Genomic DNA, 17,081 nt, shown 5'->3' with positions numbered 1-17,081 from the left:
TTCTATTCGAATCTTCAATTAACAATACTAAAACAGCTTTTTCCGTTTTATTTAAGCCGACATTTAAACCGACATTTAAACCGACATTCAAACCGACATTTTTGTTGCTTACTTCCAAGACTTTTTTATCAAAAGGAACTTTGCATTTTACATAATTATCCGTAATTTCAAATACTTCCTTACCGTATTTTTTTATAATAGTTGGAACACCATGACCTGTATGTTCCGTTAACCCCATATTCAAAAAAATCCTCATCAATGTAGAATTTCTTGGATGACTAATACCTTCATAGAAATCTTCTATTGTCATTCCATGTGGAAGACCGCCATGCGACAATATTTCCATACGATCACTAAAGACAGATATTTGTGGTTCTGTAATCGTCCAATCATTATGAACCAAAGCATTTAACACTGCCTCATTCACAGCATCATAATCAAAAAGATATCTATCCTGTCTTGGTCTGACCGTAGTATCCGAAATACATATATTTTCTGCCGACAGTCTTGCTTTTATTTTTTCATAAACTGACAAAATGCATCCATACCCATAGTCGTTCCTCTCGGATATAGCTGTTTTATCGACACCATTAAATTTCACAAAAATAAATGGGATATTATTTTTATCAGCCAAAAGCTCTGCTAGAAGATTGTATTCTCCAGCTTTATTGCGTAGATTGAAATTAGCCTCTATAGACGTATCATCAACATGAAATCCTTTTTCAGAATAATATATCTTCAACTCTCTAAACGAAAGGTCTGTGCAAGATGCTCTTTTCTTTATCATGTATTCTTCATCGTAGAAATTCTTCTCATAACGAATACGAATCTGCTCCGCAGTCATTTCCTTACAGGTAGTACCAATTCGAATTACACATCCACTTGAAGAAAAACCATATTTTTTCTGACAATAAATATTCCTTATCCCCTTGGAAATGATTAACACTATGAGTGTCTTTCCAGAATCAAATTTAAGCTCTGTTCTAATTTCTTCCTGAGGATTAGGCTCTATCTGCATAGTAATAACATCAGATATCCTTTTCAATGTTTCATCAATTTTATCAACACCAACAACATTACCAAAATCATCAACTCCTACGATAATCTGCCCACCATCAGCATTCAAAAATGATACTATTTCCTTGCATATCGTATCCGAATATTTTACTTTTAATTCAACTTTTTCAGATTCTATATACTGACTCATATATGGTATCCTCTTTCTCAAGTTTACTAATGCCTATCAGCAGTATACCATTTTAGCGGCATTATCTCAATATAACCGACATTCAAACCGACATTTTTCCTAATCACAGAAACACCCAAGAAACTTTTAAATTTTTTCACCCCATTTTTCATCTGAATCCATCTCCATTCACAATAAGCCCGTTTTCAAGCAATGATTAACACATGGTTTTACAGCCTATCCTTGTTAAGCAACTGCCTCCTGCAAAAAAAATCTCCCCCTTATTATACAACAAGAGGGAGAACCTTAAAAAACATATTTAATACAACGGTTGGCAGTGACAGACCTCGTCAGCCTCCCACTCCCCTGTTTCAGTTTACCCGTATAGCCCAGATTATTGCCACAGCAACAAATAAGCACTACGGAAAACTGAAATTACTGCAAAAACGTATTCGCCGCCAGATTGGTAACCTCTGCCAGCTTTTCAGGCCACACGCCCACAACAATCGTAGCCAGCACGCTCAGCACCACGGCGGCCCGGACAGCACCGGAGATTTCCAGCTTGCTGCCGTCCCACCTGCCCAGGAACATGGCCTTTGCCACCAGCAGATAGTAATACACCGAAATCATGGACATGACGAAACCCACAAAGGCCAGCCACAAAAAGCCCTGATCTACCACCGAGGTAAACAGGTACAGCTTGCCTGCAAAGCCTGCCGTCGGCGGAATGCCCGCCATGGACAGCAGGGAAACAGTCATGACTGCCGCCAGCACAGGAGCCGACCGGGCAAGGCCGTACAGGGCGCGATGGCTGGTATCGCCCTTCTGCGCCTCCACTACGGACAAAGCCGCAAAGGCCCCCACATTGGCAAACACATACAGCATGGCATAGAACATGACAGCCTTCATGCCTGCGGCATCCGCAGCCACAACACCTACCAGCATGTAGCCTGCCTGGGCGATGGATGAATACGCCAGCATGCGCTTAACATCCTTCTGGCGCATAGCCATGATGTTGCCGAAAATCATGCACAGGGCGCACAGCACCGCCAAAAGCGGCAGCCAGTAAATCCCCAGCAGCGGGAACGCCACAAACAGCACCCGCATCAGGGCCGCCAGCCCGGCCGCCTTGGACCCCATTGCCAGCATTGCCGTAATCGGTGTCGGCGCCCCCTGATACACATCCGGCGCCCACATGTGGAACGGAATTACCGACAGCTTGAAGAAAAAGCCAATCAGCACCATGGTGATGCCTGCAATCCCCAGCGGGAAGAACAGGTGCGGATTGCGGCAGACCTCAAAGAACTGGATACTGCCGGTAGCACCGTACACAAGGCTGATGCCGTAAAGCATCACCGCTGTGGAAACAGAGCCTACAATCAGGTACTTGACGGCCGCCTCGCTGGAATCCTTGGAACTCATCCTCGCCCCTGTCAACACGTAGAAGGAAATAGTCATGAGCTCCAGCCCGAGAAAAGCCGTCAGAAAATCAGTAGCAGAGGCCAGCACGCACATGCCCAGAAGTGCCAGCAGCAAAAGGGCGTAGAACTCGCCCCTGTAGCGAAGCACGGCCTGCACATAATCACTGGCAAACAGCATGGTAAATACCGTTGCCAGAATAAACAGCTGCTTGAAAAACAGGGCATAATTATCCACCAGATACATCCCCTGATAGAAAAACCTGTCCGTCATAGCTGGCATGGAAGCTGCTTCCAGCGGATTTAACGCCCCGTGATAGAGGGTAAACATATACAGGAACCAGCCGGTCAGGGCAAAAATCAGCACGCCGCCGATAGATTTACGGGATTCCTTCTCAGGCAGCACCAAATCCATGACAATGGCAAAAAGCCCCATGCACAGAATAAAAATCTCTGTACTAATCGCTGCAAAATTCATTATCTGACACCCCCTAAAAATACCGGTGCATCAGTGATGCGTTCCAACAGCGGCATAAGCTGCTCTGTACCGGAGCCTACCATGCCCATGAGAAGCTGCGGGAAAATACCGAAGCCCACCAGGGCAATCCCCAGGATAATCAGCGGCATCATAGCAACGCCACTGGCATCCTCAAAATAATCAAAACGGCTGTCGCGAGGGCCAAAGAGCACCTTCGCCAGCATGCGCAGGGTATAGAGCGCCGTAAAGATGATGCCGGAAATCGCCAGCACCGCCAGCACAGGATATACCCCGAAGGAACCAACAAAAATCGTAAACTCAGGCATGAAGCCAATCAGGCCCGGCAGGCCCAGGGATGCCATGCCAGCCAGCATAAAGCCGGCCGCCACTCGCGGCATCTGATGCGCCAGACCCCTGAGCTCCTTCACGCTCCTCATGTGGGTGCGCTCATACACATAGCCAATCATGGCAAAGAACAGCGCGCTCATGACGCCGTGCGCCACCATGTTTGCCACTGCGCCGCTGACGGACACCACGTTGAGGGCGGCAAAGCCCAGCAGCACATAGCCCATGTGGGAAACCGAAGAATAACCGATTACATACTTCAAATCATGCTGTGCCAGCGCAATATAGGCCGCATACATCACATTGACAATCGCCAGCCCGGCAATCAGCGGTGCCCAGAACTTGGCTCCCAGAGGAAGCACCAGAAGCCCCAGGCGGATGAGGCCGTAGCCGCCGATTTTCTTCAGCACACCGGCATGTATCATGGAAACCGCCGTAGGTGCACCGGCATAACCATCCGGCGACCAGCTGTGGAACGGGAACATGGACAGCAGGGAGCCAAAGCCCAAAAGCAGGAGGAAAAAAGCAAAAATCTGAAATTCCTCGCTGAAACAGCCAGCGGCAGCAGCTGCTGCCAGCGCCTGCATATCAAAGGTGCGTGCCCCCTCCGGGAAAGCCGTCAGGTACAGCGCCACCACGCCCACCAGCATAAAGGCGGAGCCCATCAGCAGGTAAATAGTCAGCTTCATGCCGGCATATTCCTTGCTGACGCGCTTGGTAGAACCCCAGATGATAACCATGATGTAAATCGGAATAACCACTACCTCATAGCACAGCAGGAAAATAAACAAATCCCTGGCGATAAAGGTACCGGTCACACCGGCAATCAGAATCATCAGAAGGATATAAAACTCCTTCGGCCTCTCCGTAATGCTCCAGGAGCTGAACACCGCCGCAAGGCCGATAAGCTCCGTCAGGAGCAGCATCGGCAGGGAAATGCCATCCACGCCCAGGGCATAATGCACCCCCAGGTCCCTTATCCACGGCACATCCTCCACAAACTGCATGCCCCCGGTAGCCATATCGTAGCTAAAGAACGCATACACCGTCAGCACCAGGGCAAAGCTCATGGCAGCGGCGCAGATTACACGCACCGACTGCACGGATTTCGCGGACACGAAGCAAAGCAGCAGGGCAGCCGATAGCGGTGCCAGCAAAACCGCTGTCAATAATGGAAAATTATCCATCAAAACGCACCTCCCAGCATAGCCATTATCTTAGCTGCATAATAAACACCATAAGCCAGCAGAATAATCACGCCGCAGAGATACACCCCCGCATAGCTCTGGGCCTGCCCGTTCTCCGCCGGGCTGAGCCAGTCGCTGGCAAGCCGCACAATGCCGCCCAGCCCGTTGACAATCCCGTCAACGATATAAATATCAATCCAGTACAGCACCTTGGCAATACCGTCTACAAATACCTTAATCAAAGCGGCATAAATCTCATCAATATAGAACTTGTGGAAGCTGAGCTGATACAGAACGCCGCATCTGGCGGCAATCGCCTCCGCATCCCAGCTCCTCGCCACATAAATTCTCCAGGCAAGGCCGATAGCCAGCACAGCCAGCACCGTGGAAGAGCCTGCAATCATCCAGTCAATGCCCTCGTGGGAAGCCGCGCCGAAGCGCACCCACTCCCCGAAGCCAAAGATATGCCCCCACAGGCCGCTGACCACGGACAGCGCCGCCAGCACCAGCAAAGGCACCCGCATGAACCAGCCCACCTCATGGGCATGGTCATAAGCCTCCTGACTGGCCGGCTCACCCATAAAGGTCACAAACAGCAGCCGCGCCATGTAGAATGCCGTCATGAAGGCAGTCACCACCGCCAGCACGTACAGAGGGGTGCTGACCGCAGCGGCCGCCGCCAGAATCTCATCCTTGGAGAAGAACCCGGCAAAAGGCGGAATACCGGCAATAGCCAGCACGCCGATAGTCATAGCTGCAAAGGTCACAGGCATCTTCTTCCTAAGACCACCCATCCTGAAAATATCTGCCTCGTCAGCCATGGCGTGCATCACCGCACCGGCGCTGAGGAACAGCATCGCCTTGAAGAAGGCGTGGGTCATCAGATGGAAGAAGGATGAGGTCAGGGAACCGACGCCCAGGGCCAGCATCATGTAGCCCAGCTGACTGACCGTAGAATAAGCGAGAATCCGCTTAATCTGCCGCTGGGTAATGGCAATGCTGGCGGCAAAAATCGCCGTAAAGCCGCCCACCCAGGCAATAACATTCATCACCAGCGGCACCTCCATAAAGAGGAACATGGCACGGCCCACCAGATACACACCGGCCACTACCATGGTTGCCGCATGAATGAGGGCGGACACAGGCGTAGGGCCCTCCATGGCATCAGGCAGCCACACATGGAGCGGGAACTGGCCTGACTTGCCTATCGGCCCCACAAAGAGCAGCAGGGCAATCACCGTCAGAAAGCCGGTACCGCACTGCACCACATAGGCAGGCACCACCGCCTGCAGCTCCTGAAAATCCAGCGTGCCAAAGGTCAGCTGCAAAAGCAAGATGCCCAGAAGCAGGCCGAAGTCACCCACACGGGTAGTCATAAAGGCCTTCTTGGCCGCCTCGCGGGCCGAAATCTTGTAATAATAAAAACCGATCAGCAGATAGGAGCACAACCCCACCAGCTCCCAGAAAAAGTACATCTGGAGAAAATTAACCGCAATGACCAGCCCCAGCATGGAGCCTGCAAACAGGGACAGGAAGGCAAAGAACCTGCCATATCCCGCATCTCCCTCCATGTAGCCGCAGGAATAAATCTGTACCAGAAGGGACACCGTCGTCACCACCATCAGCATCATGGCTGTCAGCGGGTCAATCAGCACACCCATGGAGATATTGACACTGCCGATATGGAACCAGGAAACCTTCTGGATAAACGGTGCATCAACAGTAATATTGCCGGACACCACGGCCAGCGTCACGCCCACCGCCAGCAGGAAGCTGACGATGCTCGCACTCACGGCAATAGCCGCGGACAGCTTGCCATAGGAGCGCGTAACCATGCCAATCACCACAAAGGCCATTACCGGCAGCAGGGGAATCAGCCACGCGTGTTCAAGTGCAAATTCATTAAACATTCAAGCTCCCCCTATCCCTTCATACGATTCAGCTCGTCAACATTGATGGTTTCCCTGTCATGATAAATCCGGAAGGCCAGGGCGATACCCACCGCCACCTCGGCCACTCCCACAGCAATGGCAAACAGTGCCATCAGCTGCCCGGACAAATCCTGTACAGGCATAAACCTGTTGAAAGCAATCAGATTGATATTCACAGCATTCAGCATCAGCTCAATGCCCATGAGAATTGCGATAATATTGCGCTTGGACAGGACGCCAAACATGCCGATGGCAAACAGCACCGCAGCCAGCAGCAGATAATGTGTCAGACCGATACTCATGCCTCGCCATCTCCCTTCGCCAGAACAATCGCGCCCAGAAGGGCAGCCAGCAGCAGGACAGCCGCAATCTCAAAAGGCAGGATGTACGTATTCAGCATCATATCCGCCAAATCGCCCACCGTGTCTGCCGATACAAAACCGGCAGCAGGCGGCATCTGCACAAAAACAGTCACCAGTCCCATCACCGCCGCAAAAATCACCGCCAGCAGAGCCGCCAAAAACTGCCTGCCGTTAAAGGGATTGGAGGGAACTCCCTCCCCCTTGTGCGTCAGCATGACACCCATGACAATCAGCACAGCTACGCCGCCGGAGTAGGTCATGAACTCCACCGCCCCCAGGAAATCAGCCTCCAGGGTAATGTAAAGAATACCCACGCCGATAAAGCAGGCCGTCATCAGAAGTGCGCTATGCACGAGATTTCTGCTCATCACCACCCCCAGGGCAGTGCCGATAATCACCAGGGACAGCACACAGAACACGGCCGAACTAATCAATTCATTCATCCTTGTGCCTCCTGTTCTTCGCTTCCTCTACCGCATCGTAGATAAAGTCTTCCTTAAAATAGCTGGCACCCTCATAGTTCCTGTCCCATTCCAGTGCCCCAAAATTGCACCCCTCAAGGCACAAGTCACAGTACATGCACCGCCCGATATCATGCACATAGGCGGCAATATGACGTTTCTTTTCCTCGTCAACCTCCACCTTCAGCTTCAATGCCCCATTCGGGCAGTTGACGGCACAGATGGTACATGCCTTGCATTTTTCCACATCCAGCACCAGATGACCGCCGCGGAAGCGTTCAGTCATCGGCAGCTTTTCCTCGGGATAATAGACGGTTTCCTTTTTGCCAAAGAAATGGCGCCAGGTAACCCTCAGTCCCTTCACAAGTCCTTCGCCCCACATACTTGAAGCCCCCTATCACAACAACCATTTAAAGATGTAGATGCCAAAGCCGGTCAGCAGAAGGTTCAGAAGCGCCAGCGGCAGCAGCACCTTCCACCCGAAGCTCAAAATGGTATCCATGCGGGTTCTCGGAAAGGTCCAGCCAATCCACTGGTAAACCAGCACCATCAGAAATGCCTTAATCCAGAACCACAGCTGCGTCGGCAGGAAATCCGGCCCCTGCCAGCCCCCCAGGAACAGGGTGGCAGTCAGAATGCCCATGGACAGCAGATTGGCAAACTCAGCCAGGAAGAACAGCGCCCAGCGCATGCCGGTGTACTCCGTAAAAGGCCCGGCAATAATCTCCGACTCGCCCTCCACCATGTTGAAGGGCGGACGATTGCCCTCCACCAGAGCCGTCACCATGAAGATAAAAAAGGCAATCGGCTGCAGGAAAATAAACCATATTTCGCTCTGGGCCTCCACAATGGCACTCATCTTCAGGGAACCGGTAATCATGATAATGCCCATCAGGGAAATGACCATCGGCACCTCGTAGGAAAGCATCTGTGCCACGGTGCGCATGCCCCCCAGCATGGCATACTTGCTGTTGGAGGCATAGCCGCCCATGAGGAAGGGCAGCACCGACTGGGAGGAAATCGCTATCAAAAGAAACAAGCCGATATTCACATCGGCAAAAATCACGCCATCATCAAAAGGGTACAGGGCATAAACCATGGCTGCCGGGATAAAAATCAGAATAGGTGACAGCACCCACAGCCAGCGGTCAATGCCGTGAGGAATAATGTCCTCCTTCGTCAACAGCTTCAGCATGTCAGCCGTTGACTGCAAAAGCCCCCAGGGGCCTACCCTGTTAGGGCCGATGCGCACCTGAATCCAGGCGCAGACCTTCCGCTCTCCCAGCGTGAACACCAGGGCGGAAGTCGCCACCAGCAAAAACAGGATGACAATGCAAATCAGCGTCATAATCAGGTTGACGACCAGCTCACTGCCGATGACAGGCAGCATCAGCTCCTTGAGGCGCTCCCCTGCAAGGTATAATATTCCGTTATGCAAATTTTCCACCTGCCTATCAAAATCAACAGTCAACCTCGCCCATCAGCGGGTCAATCGTAGCAAAAGCGGTAACAGAGTCAGCCAGCACCATGCCCCTGCACATGTGGTCCAGAGCCTGCAAATTAATGAAGGACGGACGACGGATATGCACCCGGTACGGCTTGGCGGTGCCATCGCTGACGATGTAGAAGCCCAGCTCCCCGCGGGTATTCTCCACCCGCTGGTAGGCATCCCCCTTAGGCGGCTTCAGCACCTTCGGCACCTTGCCCTTGATGGCCCCCTCCGGCATATTGTCAAGGCACTGGCGGATAATCTTCGCGCTCTCCTCAATCTCCCGGATGCGAATCATATACCTGTCCCAGTTATCGCCGGTTTCGCCGGTAGGAATGTCAAACTCCAGCTTGCCGTAAATGCCGTACTTGTCCAGCTTCCTGATGTCATAAGGGATGCCGCTGGCGCGGATATTTGGCCCGGACATGCCGAAGCGCAGGGCATCATCCTTGCTGATGATGGAAGTCCCCTGCATGCGCCGCTGGAAAATCTCGTTGCCCGTAAAGAGCCTGTCGTACTCGTCCAGCATTTCCGGCACATAATTGACAAATTCCTCCGTCTTTTGGAAGAACTCAGCCTGGGCATCAGCCGCCACGCCGCCAATGCGGATATAGTGGCAGGTCATGCGGGCACCGCAGATAATATTAAACAAGTCAAGGATTTTCTCCCTGTCCCGGAAAGCGTAAATCATGCCCGTTGCCGAACCCAGATCGTTAGTCAATGAACCGATAAAGACATGATGGCTGGCAATACGGTTCAGCTCACAGCAGATGGTGCGGATATACCAGGCGCGCTCCGGCACCTCGATGCCCGCCAGCTTTTCCACCGCCATGCAGAAGCCCAGGTTGTTGTTCATGGCGGACACATAATCCAGCCTGTCCGTAAAGGGCACGCACTGCTGATATGTCCTTGACTCCATCAGCTTCTCAATGCCCCTGTGCAGGTAGCCCATCACGGGCTTTGCCCCCACAATATTCTCACCATCCAGCTCCACCTGTACCTGCAGAACGCCATGGGTACTAGGATGCTGTGGTCCCATGTTCAGGACGAACTTTTCTGTCTGTGCCATGTCAGCACCCCCCCTTCAATCTTCGGCTGCAGCGGAACAAAATCCTTGCGCAGAGGATGCGCAGTGTAGTTATCCGGCATGAGAATCCGCCGCAGGTCAGGATGATGCAGGAATTCCACGCCCATCAGGTCATAGATTTCCCGTTCCTCGAACTCCGTCCCCGGCCACACCTGGGTCATGGACTCCGCCACAGGCTTTTCCCTGTCCAGGCGGCACTTCACCGTCACCCATTTATCAAAGCCTCTTGAGTACAGCATATAGACCATCTCGATATACTCTTTGTAGTCAACGGCGGTAATATTCCCCATGCGGTCAAAGGAAAAAGCTGCCCCTTCCCGCAGGCGGCGCATCAGGGGCAGAAGCTCCCCGGCCGCCACGTAGATGTGAGGCTCCGGCTGATCTGCCGCAAACTCTATGGAGGGAAACTCCCCCTGCAAATCTTCCAAATAATTTAGTTCCAAATAAGTTCCCATTTTACTCCACCTTCTCCGGCTCCGCACTTCTTCTGGTCATCAGTTCCAGATTGCTCCTGCTCTTTGCCATCCTGTCCTCGGAGCCCAGGGCCAGTTCCGGATGCTGGATGCGCTTTTTCAGCTTCAGCATGGCATCAATCAGTGCCTCCGGCCGCGGCGGACAGCCCGGCAGGTACACATCCACCGGCATGATCTGGTCAAGGCCCGTAACCACCGAATAAGAGTCAGCAAAAGGGCCACCGCCGATATTGCAGTTGCCCATGGCAATCACGTACTTTGGATTTGGCATTTCCTCATACAGACGGATGAGGGGCGGCGTCATCTTCCAGGTCAGGGTTCCTGCCACAATCAACAAATCCGACTGGCGGGGACAGGAGCGGAAAACCTCATAGCCAAAGCGGGACAGGTCAAACCGGGCCGCCGCCGCGCACATCATCTCGATGGAACAGCAGGCAAGGCCGGAGGACAGTGGCCAGATGGAGTTGGCCCTGCCCCACTTGAACAGGGCATCCACGCTGGTGACAATTACGTTATTTTTCAGCTCAGGCGGCACAATATCTACTATTTCCATGACAAGGCTCCCTTCTTCCAGGCATACCACAGGCCGATGGCAAGAATTCCCACGAACACCAGCATTTCGCACAGGGCAAACAGCCCCAGCTGCCCGTATTTCACCGCCCATGGATACAGGAAAATTGTTTCCACGTCAAAAAGCAGGAAAACCAGCGCATACATAAAATAGCCTATGTGAAAGCGCACTTTTGTTTTACCTATAGTATCAACGCCGCATTCGTATGGTATCCGCTTTTCTGCGGTAGGCTGCCGCGGCTGCAGGATTGGCGCTACAATCAGCGGAAAAACCGGAAAGGCAAATGCCAGGACAAACATGATTCCCAGACTGGCAAATCCATCCATAAAAACTCCCCCTATCTAAAAATAAATGATGCTATATATTTCAATGCAGTGCATCAGCACATCCCCTGCGGACAGCAACACACTGCACAAGAGCAAAATATACTATTCCCTGCCATCAGCTACAGGCAGTTGCAATCAGCCGCAAACAACTTCAATCAACTTCAAGCATCCGCTATCAGCCCCAATCAGCTGCCATCGCTGTATTTCACCGCAAATTTTACGGCCCGTGTAACGGCATTTAATCGTTCATAAAGATAAAGTATCGTTTGTAAAGAAATACATAAACCTCATTAATTCATAATATACTCATTACCTCTAAAAGTCAATATTTATTCTCATTTATACTTCTTTATTTGTAGTAGTTTTTATTGTTTGTGTTTCATTATCCAGGCTGTAAGCCAAAATATTTCACCTGCAATAGACATACGCACTCGTGTATTATACTATTAATTTGCATTATTTTAAAATACTATCGGTTTATAGTAAACTGTCAGAATTAACAAAAAAATTTATTGAAATTTACAAAAAAATAAGGACAGCCACCCTGTCCTTATCTCCGCTTAAAGCTCTATTCGCTATATTTACTGTATTATGCTGTTTTGGCACAGCCGACCGCATCAATCATGCCAATCACGACTCACCAACATAGCCCTCATCCAGATTCAGGCCGAACATGCCGCTTTCCTTGCGCTTCATACTTGTAAGTCCTTTGTAAATGGTAGCGATATCCACCTCGTTACCAGTGGACTCCATGTACTTCTCCAGTTTGCGCTTCACCCTCTGCAGCGCGTTGTCGATGGACTTGATATGCCGGTGCAGATCCACGGCAATCTCCTGATAGGACTTGCCGTCAAGGTAATACATGAGTACCTTCCACTCCAGGTCACTGAGGATATCCGACATCTTCGCCTCAATATCGATGAATTCCTCCCGGCTGATTACCAGCTCCTCCGGGTCCGTCACCTTGATGCCGGAGAGAATATCCAGCAGGGTGCGATCCGATTCTTCATCATAAATAGGCTTATTTAATGAAATATAGGAATTCAGCGGTATGTGCTTCTGCCTGGTCGCCGTCTTGATGGCGGTGATAATCTGCCGCGTCACGCACAGCTCCGCAAAGGCTCTGAAGGACGCCTGCTTGTCCGTGCGGAAATCACGGATGGATTTGTACAGGCCTATCATGCCTTCCTGAATAATATCCTCCCTGTCAGCGCCTATGAGGAAATATGACCTGGCCTTCGCCCTGACAAAGCTCCTGTACTTGCTTATCAGGTAATACATGGCCGCATCATCTTCATTGTCCTTAATCTGCGAGATGACTTCTTCATCGGTGAGGCTGCCAAACAGCTTCTCTGCTTCCTCTTCACTTATCAAGCCTCTTTCCATGCGCCATTTCCTCCATAAATTGCTGAATTATTGAACCCTTGCCGGAATTCCAATAATCTAAACTTGATTATACCGCCTAAAAGCGCCATGCGTCAAGTCAATACAGTACAATTGAGTTGATTTTAATCAGATAAAGCGCAAAACTGTCCCGACATCTATCTGCCCTTGCGCAGGGCATCCAGCTTGGCCAGCGTTGCCGCATCCACACGGGAGGCAATCTCGTTGCGGGAAACAGGCAGGACCACCTTGCCCAGATACCTGTCCCTGATTTCCTTCTTGGTTTTCTTCACCAGACGATAGAACTCCTTGGAGGGATGGCGATAGGCGCCTGCCCCCAGAATCACCGACTGCTCCGCCCCGTCAGAGGTCACTACATGCACTTCGCGCCCCTTGCGGACAGAATCGTAGGCCAGCCTCTCTATATAGCTGTCCGCGGTTTCTCCCTGGCCCGTATAGACGACCTCCAGATGCTGATTTACCTGTTCCACATGCTCTTCCTCTGCGGTAAACAGCGCATCAAAGACCACGGTCATATTGTATTTTTCGTAGGCGCCGTACTCCGCCAGTATATGCACCAGCCTGTCCCTGGCTTCGGACAGGTCACCGCGCAGGGCAATCAGCTCCGGCCATGAATTGATGACATTGTAGCCATCCACGATGTAATGCTCTCTTGATTTCTTTTTCATTTTCATATTCTCCCGAGGGACAATTATATATATTCTCCCGGGACAGTCGGCCGTACTCACGAAAACCCGCTCCCGCTTGCGGGATGGCATTTTCTTTGCGTACATGCCGACGGCCCCCGTGTATCTGCCAGCATGACAAAATATCCCCAGTTAAAGCAATGCCCTTATTTATTGCCCATACGCTGCTTCATGGCCTCATACATAAGGATGGAACCGGCAACAGAGGCGTTGAGGGAATTGATTTTCCCCACCATAGGAATGCGCACCACAAAATCGCACTGCTCCTTGATGAGCCTGCCCACGCCCTGACCCTCACTGCCGATTACCAGCAGCAGGGAGCCTGTCAGGTCAGTATCATAATAGTCCGTACCGTCCATATCCGCCGCAGCCACCCACAGGCCTTCCTTTTTCAGCCTCTTGATGGTCTGTACCATGTTGCCGACCCTGGCCACGGGCACATGCTCCACGGCTCCCGCGGAGGTCTTGGCCACAGTGGCGGACAGCGGGCAGCTCCTGTGCTTCGGTATCAGTACACCATGCACCCCCGCCGCATCTGCGGTGCGGAGAATTGCCCCCAGATTGTGCGGGTCCTCCAGCTCATCCAGCAGCACGATAAAGGGCGGCTCGTTCCTGTCCCTGGCAAGCTGCAGGATATCCTCCAGCTCCGCATACTGCACCGGCGGCACCTGTGCCAGCACCCCCTGATGGCGTATGCCCGGCGCCATGGCATCCAGCTTGCTGCGGTCATAAAACTGAATGTTGATGCCCTTTTCCCTGGCGACAGCGATAATCTCGCGCATGGAGCCCTCAGCAGAGCCATTGGCCACCAGCAGCCTGTTCACGCTCCTATTGCCCTTCAGCACCTCCATGACGGCGTTCCTGCCGGCCACCAGATCCTCCGGCAGCTCCGGCGCATCCGCCGGCCCCTTGTCCCGCGGCATGCGCTTCACCGGCCGTTGCTCGCCTTTGCCCCGGCCCCGCCCCCTGCCGCCTCCGGCAAGGTCATTTGTCTTCTCAAATCCTGTATTTTTCATCTATAAACCTCACAATGGCATCATCACAATTCTGTCTTTTACTCAACCCGCATCTTTATCATCTCGCCGAATTTGCCGCAGGTCATAGCCCCCTCAGGGCAGTGGCCTGTTGCCACGCAGGAGGCCCCGGCATTTTTGAACAGCAGCGGTGCCACTGCCTTTGCCTGTTCCAGCATCTTGTAGGCCAGCTCCCGGATTTCCCACTGGGCCCGGTTACAGCACCGCAGGTTGAAAAAGTGCATCAGGGAGCGGGCATTCATGGTCACAACGATTTTTGTTTCCGTAGCGTTGGCCAGCACATAACGGGCATCCTCACGAGGCACCCCCATGGCGGCCAGCTCATCATAAGTGCTCCGTATCTGCCGCATCAGGGCCTCAAATTTCTCCCTTGCCTCCGGCTTTTCCCCGATGGAAGGCGGCAGGATGTACTCGAAATCGTGCTCTGCCACATACCGCTGGGACTGCTGGCTGTAGGAAGCCAGGCGATGGCGCACCAGCTGATGGGTAAGCACCCGTGATACCCCCTCAATGCCAAAGGTAAAGCTCACATGCTCCATAGTGGAGGCATGCCCCATCTGCACGATTTTTGCCACCAGCTTTTCCACCTGCGCATCGCTCATTTTTTCCGCCAGCTCTTCAGCCCCCGACGCTGAATAACAGAGCCTTGCCGCCATGGCCACCACCCGCTCCGGATGGGGTGTATGCTCCAGTAATTTCACCTTTATCATCTGAAAACCTCCCGAAATTCATTTATCTGAACCCTAATTGTACTATATTTTCCCCTGTATTACCAGCGATTCTATATCAGCCCCGCCATGGCGGCAATCTCCGGCCGCAGTGCCATGCTGTGACAGCAACGCCTTGACAGCAGTGCTATGATATTATAGTAGCGCAAAGCTACAAATAAATATAAACAGATATCAGGAGAAAAAAATATGCTTACAGAAATTGAAGCCATTTCCCTGCGGCATGCCGTCAGGAAATTTACAGACAGGCCAATCGAGCCGTCCATCATCACGGAGCTGGAAAAAGAAATAGAGGCCTGCAATCAGGAAAGCGGCCTGCACATCCAGCTGATTACCAATGACACCGGCGCCTTCAAAAGCCTGCTGCCTTTTTTCAGCCGCTTCAAAAACGCTGACAACTATATCGCCCTGATAGGCAGAAAGCAGGATGACTGCTATGAGGCCTGCGGCTATTATGGTGCGCGCCTCATGATAAAGGCACAGCGGCTGGGTCTGAATTCCTGCTGGACAGCCTCATCCTTCAACAAGGACGGCTGTCATGTCCAAAAAGAGGCCGATGAGAACATCCTCAGCGTTATCGCCATCGGCTATGGCATAACAGCCGGCAAGCCGCATAAATCAAAGCCTGCCGACAAGCTTACCAATGCCCCCGATACTGCCTGCACCTGGTTCCGGAACGGCCTGCAGGCCGCCCTGCTGGCGCCTACCGGCTACAACAAGCAGAACTTCTTCATAACACAGCAAAACGATGATACCGCTTCCATTGAAGCCACAGACAGCAGTCCCCTGTCCAAAATTGGCCTGGGCATCGTCAAATACCATTTTGAGGCCGGTGCCGGCAGGGAGAATTTTCACTGGCAATAAGTAAACAGGCCAATCACAAAAGCAGGATGATGTATTCCGGCGGCTATCGCCCCGAGAATATCCATCCTGCTTTTTGCGTAAATAACCTTTTGTTCTTATCTGCCCTCCGGGGCCTTTGCCGCTACCCTGCCAGCTATCCCTGCTATACCCCGTCAGGCGTCTTTGCCGATGCTTTTGCCGCCACCTCTTCCATCATGGCTTTGGAAATCATCTGAAATGCCGCCTCGGCAATCTCATACAGGCGGTCATTATTCTCCTGCAGATACAGGGTGCCCAGAAGCGCCTCGAAGCCGGTGCTGGAATGATACTGCGCCACGGACGCGCTTTTTGACACGCGGCTCTTGCAGTTGCGCCCCCGCTTGTAGACGGCGATTTCCTCCTCCGTCAGCATGGGCTCAATGGCGTGATAGGCCTTGTCCTGCCACACCGCCGACACCATCTGGGCGCTGAACTGGTTCAGCACCTGCACCTTGTTCTGCTCATAGGACAGGAGCCGCCCCCGCACAAAGAGATGGAAGTAGGCATCACCGATATATGCCAGCACCAGAGGATGCAGGCTGCGGGGATTAACCTCCTGATAGCGCTGCAGGGCACCGCCTGCCCCATCCGGCACAAACATCATGTCTACCAGCTTCCGAAAATGCTCAAAAGTCATAACAGCTCTGCCTCATGCCTTTTTCCACTTGGTGCCTGCCGCAGAATCCTCAAGGATAATGCCCTGCGCCTTCAGGCTGTCACGGATTTCATCAGCCCGTGCCCAGTTCTTCGCCTTCTTTGCCTCGGCGCGCTCCGCGATCAGGGCCTCGATTTCCTCGGCAGAAATGCCATTTTCATCCCCGGCCTCCGGCATGTCAAGGCTTCCCTCGAAGATGCCGATGACATCAGCCATTTCGCTGTACACTTCCATCAGCCTGCCAAAATGCACTGCATCAAAGTCAGCGCCCTTATTGACCACGCTATTGACATAGGTGTTGATTTCCTTGGCCAGCGTAAACATATAGCCGATGGCAAGAGCGGTGTTGAAATCATCATCCATTGCCTCATAGAAGTC

At 52.1% G+C, this 17,081-nt stretch carries 19 protein-coding genes; 1 reads left to right on the top strand and 18 read right to left on the bottom strand.

Going from position 1 to position 17,081, the window contains the following annotated elements; genetic code table 11:
• The 16 genes from ACI3UA_RS04000 to thyX form a co-directional block, all read right to left on the bottom strand.
• Positions 1 to 1,207, bottom strand: a 1,207-nt coding sequence (locus tag ACI3UA_RS04000; RefSeq protein WP_439723536.1) for an RNA-binding domain-containing protein, incomplete at its 3' end; no start/stop codon positions are given.
• A gap of 414 nt (positions 1,208 to 1,621) precedes the next feature.
• On the bottom strand, positions 1,622 to 3,082 hold the full coding sequence (locus ACI3UA_RS03995; RefSeq protein ID WP_439723535.1) for an NADH-quinone oxidoreductase subunit N: 1,461 nt from the start codon (positions 3,080 to 3,082) through the stop codon (positions 1,622 to 1,624).
• Positions 3,082 to 4,614 (bottom strand): complex I subunit 4 family protein, encoded by a 1,533-nt coding sequence (locus ACI3UA_RS03990; RefSeq protein ID WP_439723539.1) that lies wholly within the window; start codon positions 4,612 to 4,614, stop codon positions 3,082 to 3,084. The genes ACI3UA_RS03995 and ACI3UA_RS03990 overlap by 1 nt, the downstream gene beginning before the upstream one ends.
• On the bottom strand, positions 4,614 to 6,524 hold the full coding sequence (gene nuoL / locus ACI3UA_RS03985; RefSeq protein WP_439723534.1) for an NADH-quinone oxidoreductase subunit L: 1,911 nt from the start codon (positions 6,522 to 6,524) through the stop codon (positions 4,614 to 4,616). The genes ACI3UA_RS03990 and nuoL overlap by 1 nt, the downstream gene beginning before the upstream one ends.
• An 11-nt stretch (positions 6,525 to 6,535) precedes the next feature.
• The gene (gene nuoK, locus ACI3UA_RS03980) at positions 6,536 to 6,847 is read right to left on the bottom strand and encodes an NADH-quinone oxidoreductase subunit NuoK (RefSeq protein ID WP_439723533.1); all 312 of its coding nucleotides are present in this window, start codon (positions 6,845 to 6,847) and stop codon (positions 6,536 to 6,538) included.
• Positions 6,844 to 7,350: an NADH-quinone oxidoreductase subunit J family protein gene (locus ACI3UA_RS03975; RefSeq protein WP_439723532.1), complete on the bottom strand. Its 507-nt coding sequence runs from the start codon at positions 7,348 to 7,350 to the stop codon at positions 6,844 to 6,846. Before ACI3UA_RS03975 ends, nuoK begins: the two co-directional genes overlap by 4 nt.
• On the bottom strand, positions 7,343 to 7,750 hold the full coding sequence (locus ACI3UA_RS03970; RefSeq protein ID WP_439723531.1) for a 4Fe-4S dicluster domain-containing protein: 408 nt from the start codon (positions 7,748 to 7,750) through the stop codon (positions 7,343 to 7,345). Before ACI3UA_RS03970 ends, ACI3UA_RS03975 begins: the two co-directional genes overlap by 8 nt.
• A gap of 15 nt (positions 7,751 to 7,765) precedes the next feature.
• Positions 7,766 to 8,758, bottom strand: coding sequence for an NADH-quinone oxidoreductase subunit NuoH (gene nuoH / locus ACI3UA_RS03965; RefSeq protein WP_439723538.1), 993 nt, complete (start codon positions 8,756 to 8,758; stop codon positions 7,766 to 7,768).
• A 70-nt stretch (positions 8,759 to 8,828) separates the two neighbouring features.
• Positions 8,829 to 9,926, bottom strand: coding sequence for an NADH-quinone oxidoreductase subunit D (locus ACI3UA_RS03960; protein WP_439723530.1), 1,098 nt, complete (start codon positions 9,924 to 9,926; stop codon positions 8,829 to 8,831).
• Positions 9,899 to 10,399 (bottom strand): NADH-quinone oxidoreductase subunit C, encoded by a 501-nt coding sequence (locus tag ACI3UA_RS03955; RefSeq protein ID WP_439723529.1) that lies wholly within the window; start codon positions 10,397 to 10,399, stop codon positions 9,899 to 9,901. Before ACI3UA_RS03955 ends, ACI3UA_RS03960 begins: the two co-directional genes overlap by 28 nt.
• A gap of 1 nt (position 10,400) precedes the next feature.
• Complete coding sequence (locus ACI3UA_RS03950; protein WP_439723528.1) at positions 10,401 to 10,970, bottom strand: NADH-quinone oxidoreductase subunit B; 570 nt, start codon at positions 10,968 to 10,970, stop codon at positions 10,401 to 10,403.
• Positions 10,961 to 11,314: an NADH-quinone oxidoreductase subunit A gene (locus ACI3UA_RS03945; protein WP_439723527.1), complete on the bottom strand. Its 354-nt coding sequence runs from the start codon at positions 11,312 to 11,314 to the stop codon at positions 10,961 to 10,963. The genes ACI3UA_RS03950 and ACI3UA_RS03945 overlap by 10 nt, the downstream gene beginning before the upstream one ends.
• 630 nt (positions 11,315 to 11,944) lie before the next feature.
• Positions 11,945 to 12,700 carry an RNA polymerase sporulation sigma factor SigH gene (gene sigH / locus ACI3UA_RS03940; RefSeq protein WP_439723526.1) on the bottom strand — a complete coding sequence of 252 codons (756 nt, stop codon included), beginning with the start codon at positions 12,698 to 12,700 and terminating at the stop codon, positions 11,945 to 11,947.
• Positions 12,701 to 12,855: 155 nt separating this feature from the next.
• Complete coding sequence (locus tag ACI3UA_RS03935; protein ID WP_439723525.1) at positions 12,856 to 13,386, bottom strand: NYN domain-containing protein; 531 nt, start codon at positions 13,384 to 13,386, stop codon at positions 12,856 to 12,858.
• Positions 13,387 to 13,550: 164 nt separating this feature from the next.
• Positions 13,551 to 14,327 (bottom strand): 23S rRNA (guanosine(2251)-2'-O)-methyltransferase RlmB, encoded by a 777-nt coding sequence (rlmB, locus tag ACI3UA_RS03930; protein ID WP_439723537.1) that lies wholly within the window; start codon positions 14,325 to 14,327, stop codon positions 13,551 to 13,553.
• 131 nt (positions 14,328 to 14,458) lie between these two features.
• Positions 14,459 to 15,148 (bottom strand): FAD-dependent thymidylate synthase, encoded by a 690-nt coding sequence (thyX, locus tag ACI3UA_RS03925; protein ID WP_439723524.1) that lies wholly within the window; start codon positions 15,146 to 15,148, stop codon positions 14,459 to 14,461.
• A gap of 207 nt (positions 15,149 to 15,355) precedes the next feature.
• Between thyX and ACI3UA_RS03920 the strand changes: the two genes are divergently transcribed.
• Positions 15,356 to 16,030, top strand: a complete 675-nt coding sequence (locus ACI3UA_RS03920) for a nitroreductase family protein (RefSeq protein ID WP_439723523.1) — start codon at positions 15,356 to 15,358, stop codon at positions 16,028 to 16,030.
• A gap of 142 nt (positions 16,031 to 16,172) precedes the next feature.
• On the opposite strand, the gene ACI3UA_RS03915 is transcribed toward ACI3UA_RS03920, so the two are convergent.
• Both ACI3UA_RS03915 and ACI3UA_RS03910 read right to left on the bottom strand, forming a co-directional pair.
• Complete coding sequence (locus ACI3UA_RS03915) at positions 16,173 to 16,685, bottom strand: Mini-ribonuclease 3 (protein WP_439723522.1); 513 nt, start codon at positions 16,683 to 16,685, stop codon at positions 16,173 to 16,175.
• A gap of 12 nt (positions 16,686 to 16,697) precedes the next feature.
• Positions 16,698 to 17,081, bottom strand: a 384-nt coding sequence (locus ACI3UA_RS03910) for a DALR domain-containing protein (RefSeq protein ID WP_439723521.1), incomplete at its 5' end; no start/stop codon positions are given.

This window comes from Anaerovibrio sp. (genome assembly GCF_051866355.1).
Lineage (GTDB): Bacteria > Bacillota > Negativicutes > Selenomonadales > Selenomonadaceae > Anaerovibrio.
This window is presented reverse-complemented; position numbering and strand designations above follow the sequence as displayed.

Coding starts and splice junctions, on each gene's coding strand:
- ACI3UA_RS03995 (WP_439723535.1), bottom strand. CDS start 3,082: ATGAATTTTGCAGCGATTAGTACAGAGATTTTTATTCTGTGCATGGGG.
- ACI3UA_RS03990 (WP_439723539.1), bottom strand. CDS start 4,614: ATGGATAATTTTCCATTATTGACAGCGGTTTTGCTGGCACCGCTATCG.
- nuoL (WP_439723534.1), bottom strand. CDS start 6,524: ATGTTTAATGAATTTGCACTTGAACACGCGTGGCTGATTCCCCTGCTG.
- nuoK (WP_439723533.1), bottom strand. CDS start 6,847: ATGAGTATCGGTCTGACACATTATCTGCTGCTGGCTGCGGTGCTGTTT.
- ACI3UA_RS03975 (WP_439723532.1), bottom strand. CDS start 7,350: ATGAATGAATTGATTAGTTCGGCCGTGTTCTGTGTGCTGTCCCTGGTG.
- ACI3UA_RS03970 (WP_439723531.1), bottom strand. CDS start 7,750: ATGTGGGGCGAAGGACTTGTGAAGGGACTGAGGGTTACCTGGCGCCAT.
- nuoH (WP_439723538.1), bottom strand. CDS start 8,758: ATGCTGCCTGTCATCGGCAGTGAGCTGGTCGTCAACCTGATTATGACG.
- ACI3UA_RS03960 (WP_439723530.1), bottom strand. CDS start 9,926: ATGGCACAGACAGAAAAGTTCGTCCTGAACATGGGACCACAGCATCCT.
- ACI3UA_RS03955 (WP_439723529.1), bottom strand. CDS start 10,399: ATGGGAACTTATTTGGAACTAAATTATTTGGAAGATTTGCAGGGGGAG.
- ACI3UA_RS03950 (WP_439723528.1), bottom strand. CDS start 10,970: ATGGAAATAGTAGATATTGTGCCGCCTGAGCTGAAAAATAACGTAATT.
- ACI3UA_RS03945 (WP_439723527.1), bottom strand. CDS start 11,314: ATGGATGGATTTGCCAGTCTGGGAATCATGTTTGTCCTGGCATTTGCC.
- sigH (WP_439723526.1), bottom strand. CDS start 12,700: ATGGAAAGAGGCTTGATAAGTGAAGAGGAAGCAGAGAAGCTGTTTGGC.
- ACI3UA_RS03935 (WP_439723525.1), bottom strand. CDS start 13,386: ATGAAAAAGAAATCAAGAGAGCATTACATCGTGGATGGCTACAATGTC.
- rlmB (WP_439723537.1), bottom strand. CDS start 14,327: ATGCCGCGGGACAAGGGGCCGGCGGATGCGCCGGAGCTGCCGGAGGAT.
- thyX (WP_439723524.1), bottom strand. CDS start 15,148: ATGATAAAGGTGAAATTACTGGAGCATACACCCCATCCGGAGCGGGTG.
- ACI3UA_RS03920 (WP_439723523.1), top strand. CDS start 15,356: ATGCTTACAGAAATTGAAGCCATTTCCCTGCGGCATGCCGTCAGGAAA.
- ACI3UA_RS03915 (WP_439723522.1), bottom strand. CDS start 16,685: ATGACTTTTGAGCATTTTCGGAAGCTGGTAGACATGATGTTTGTGCCG.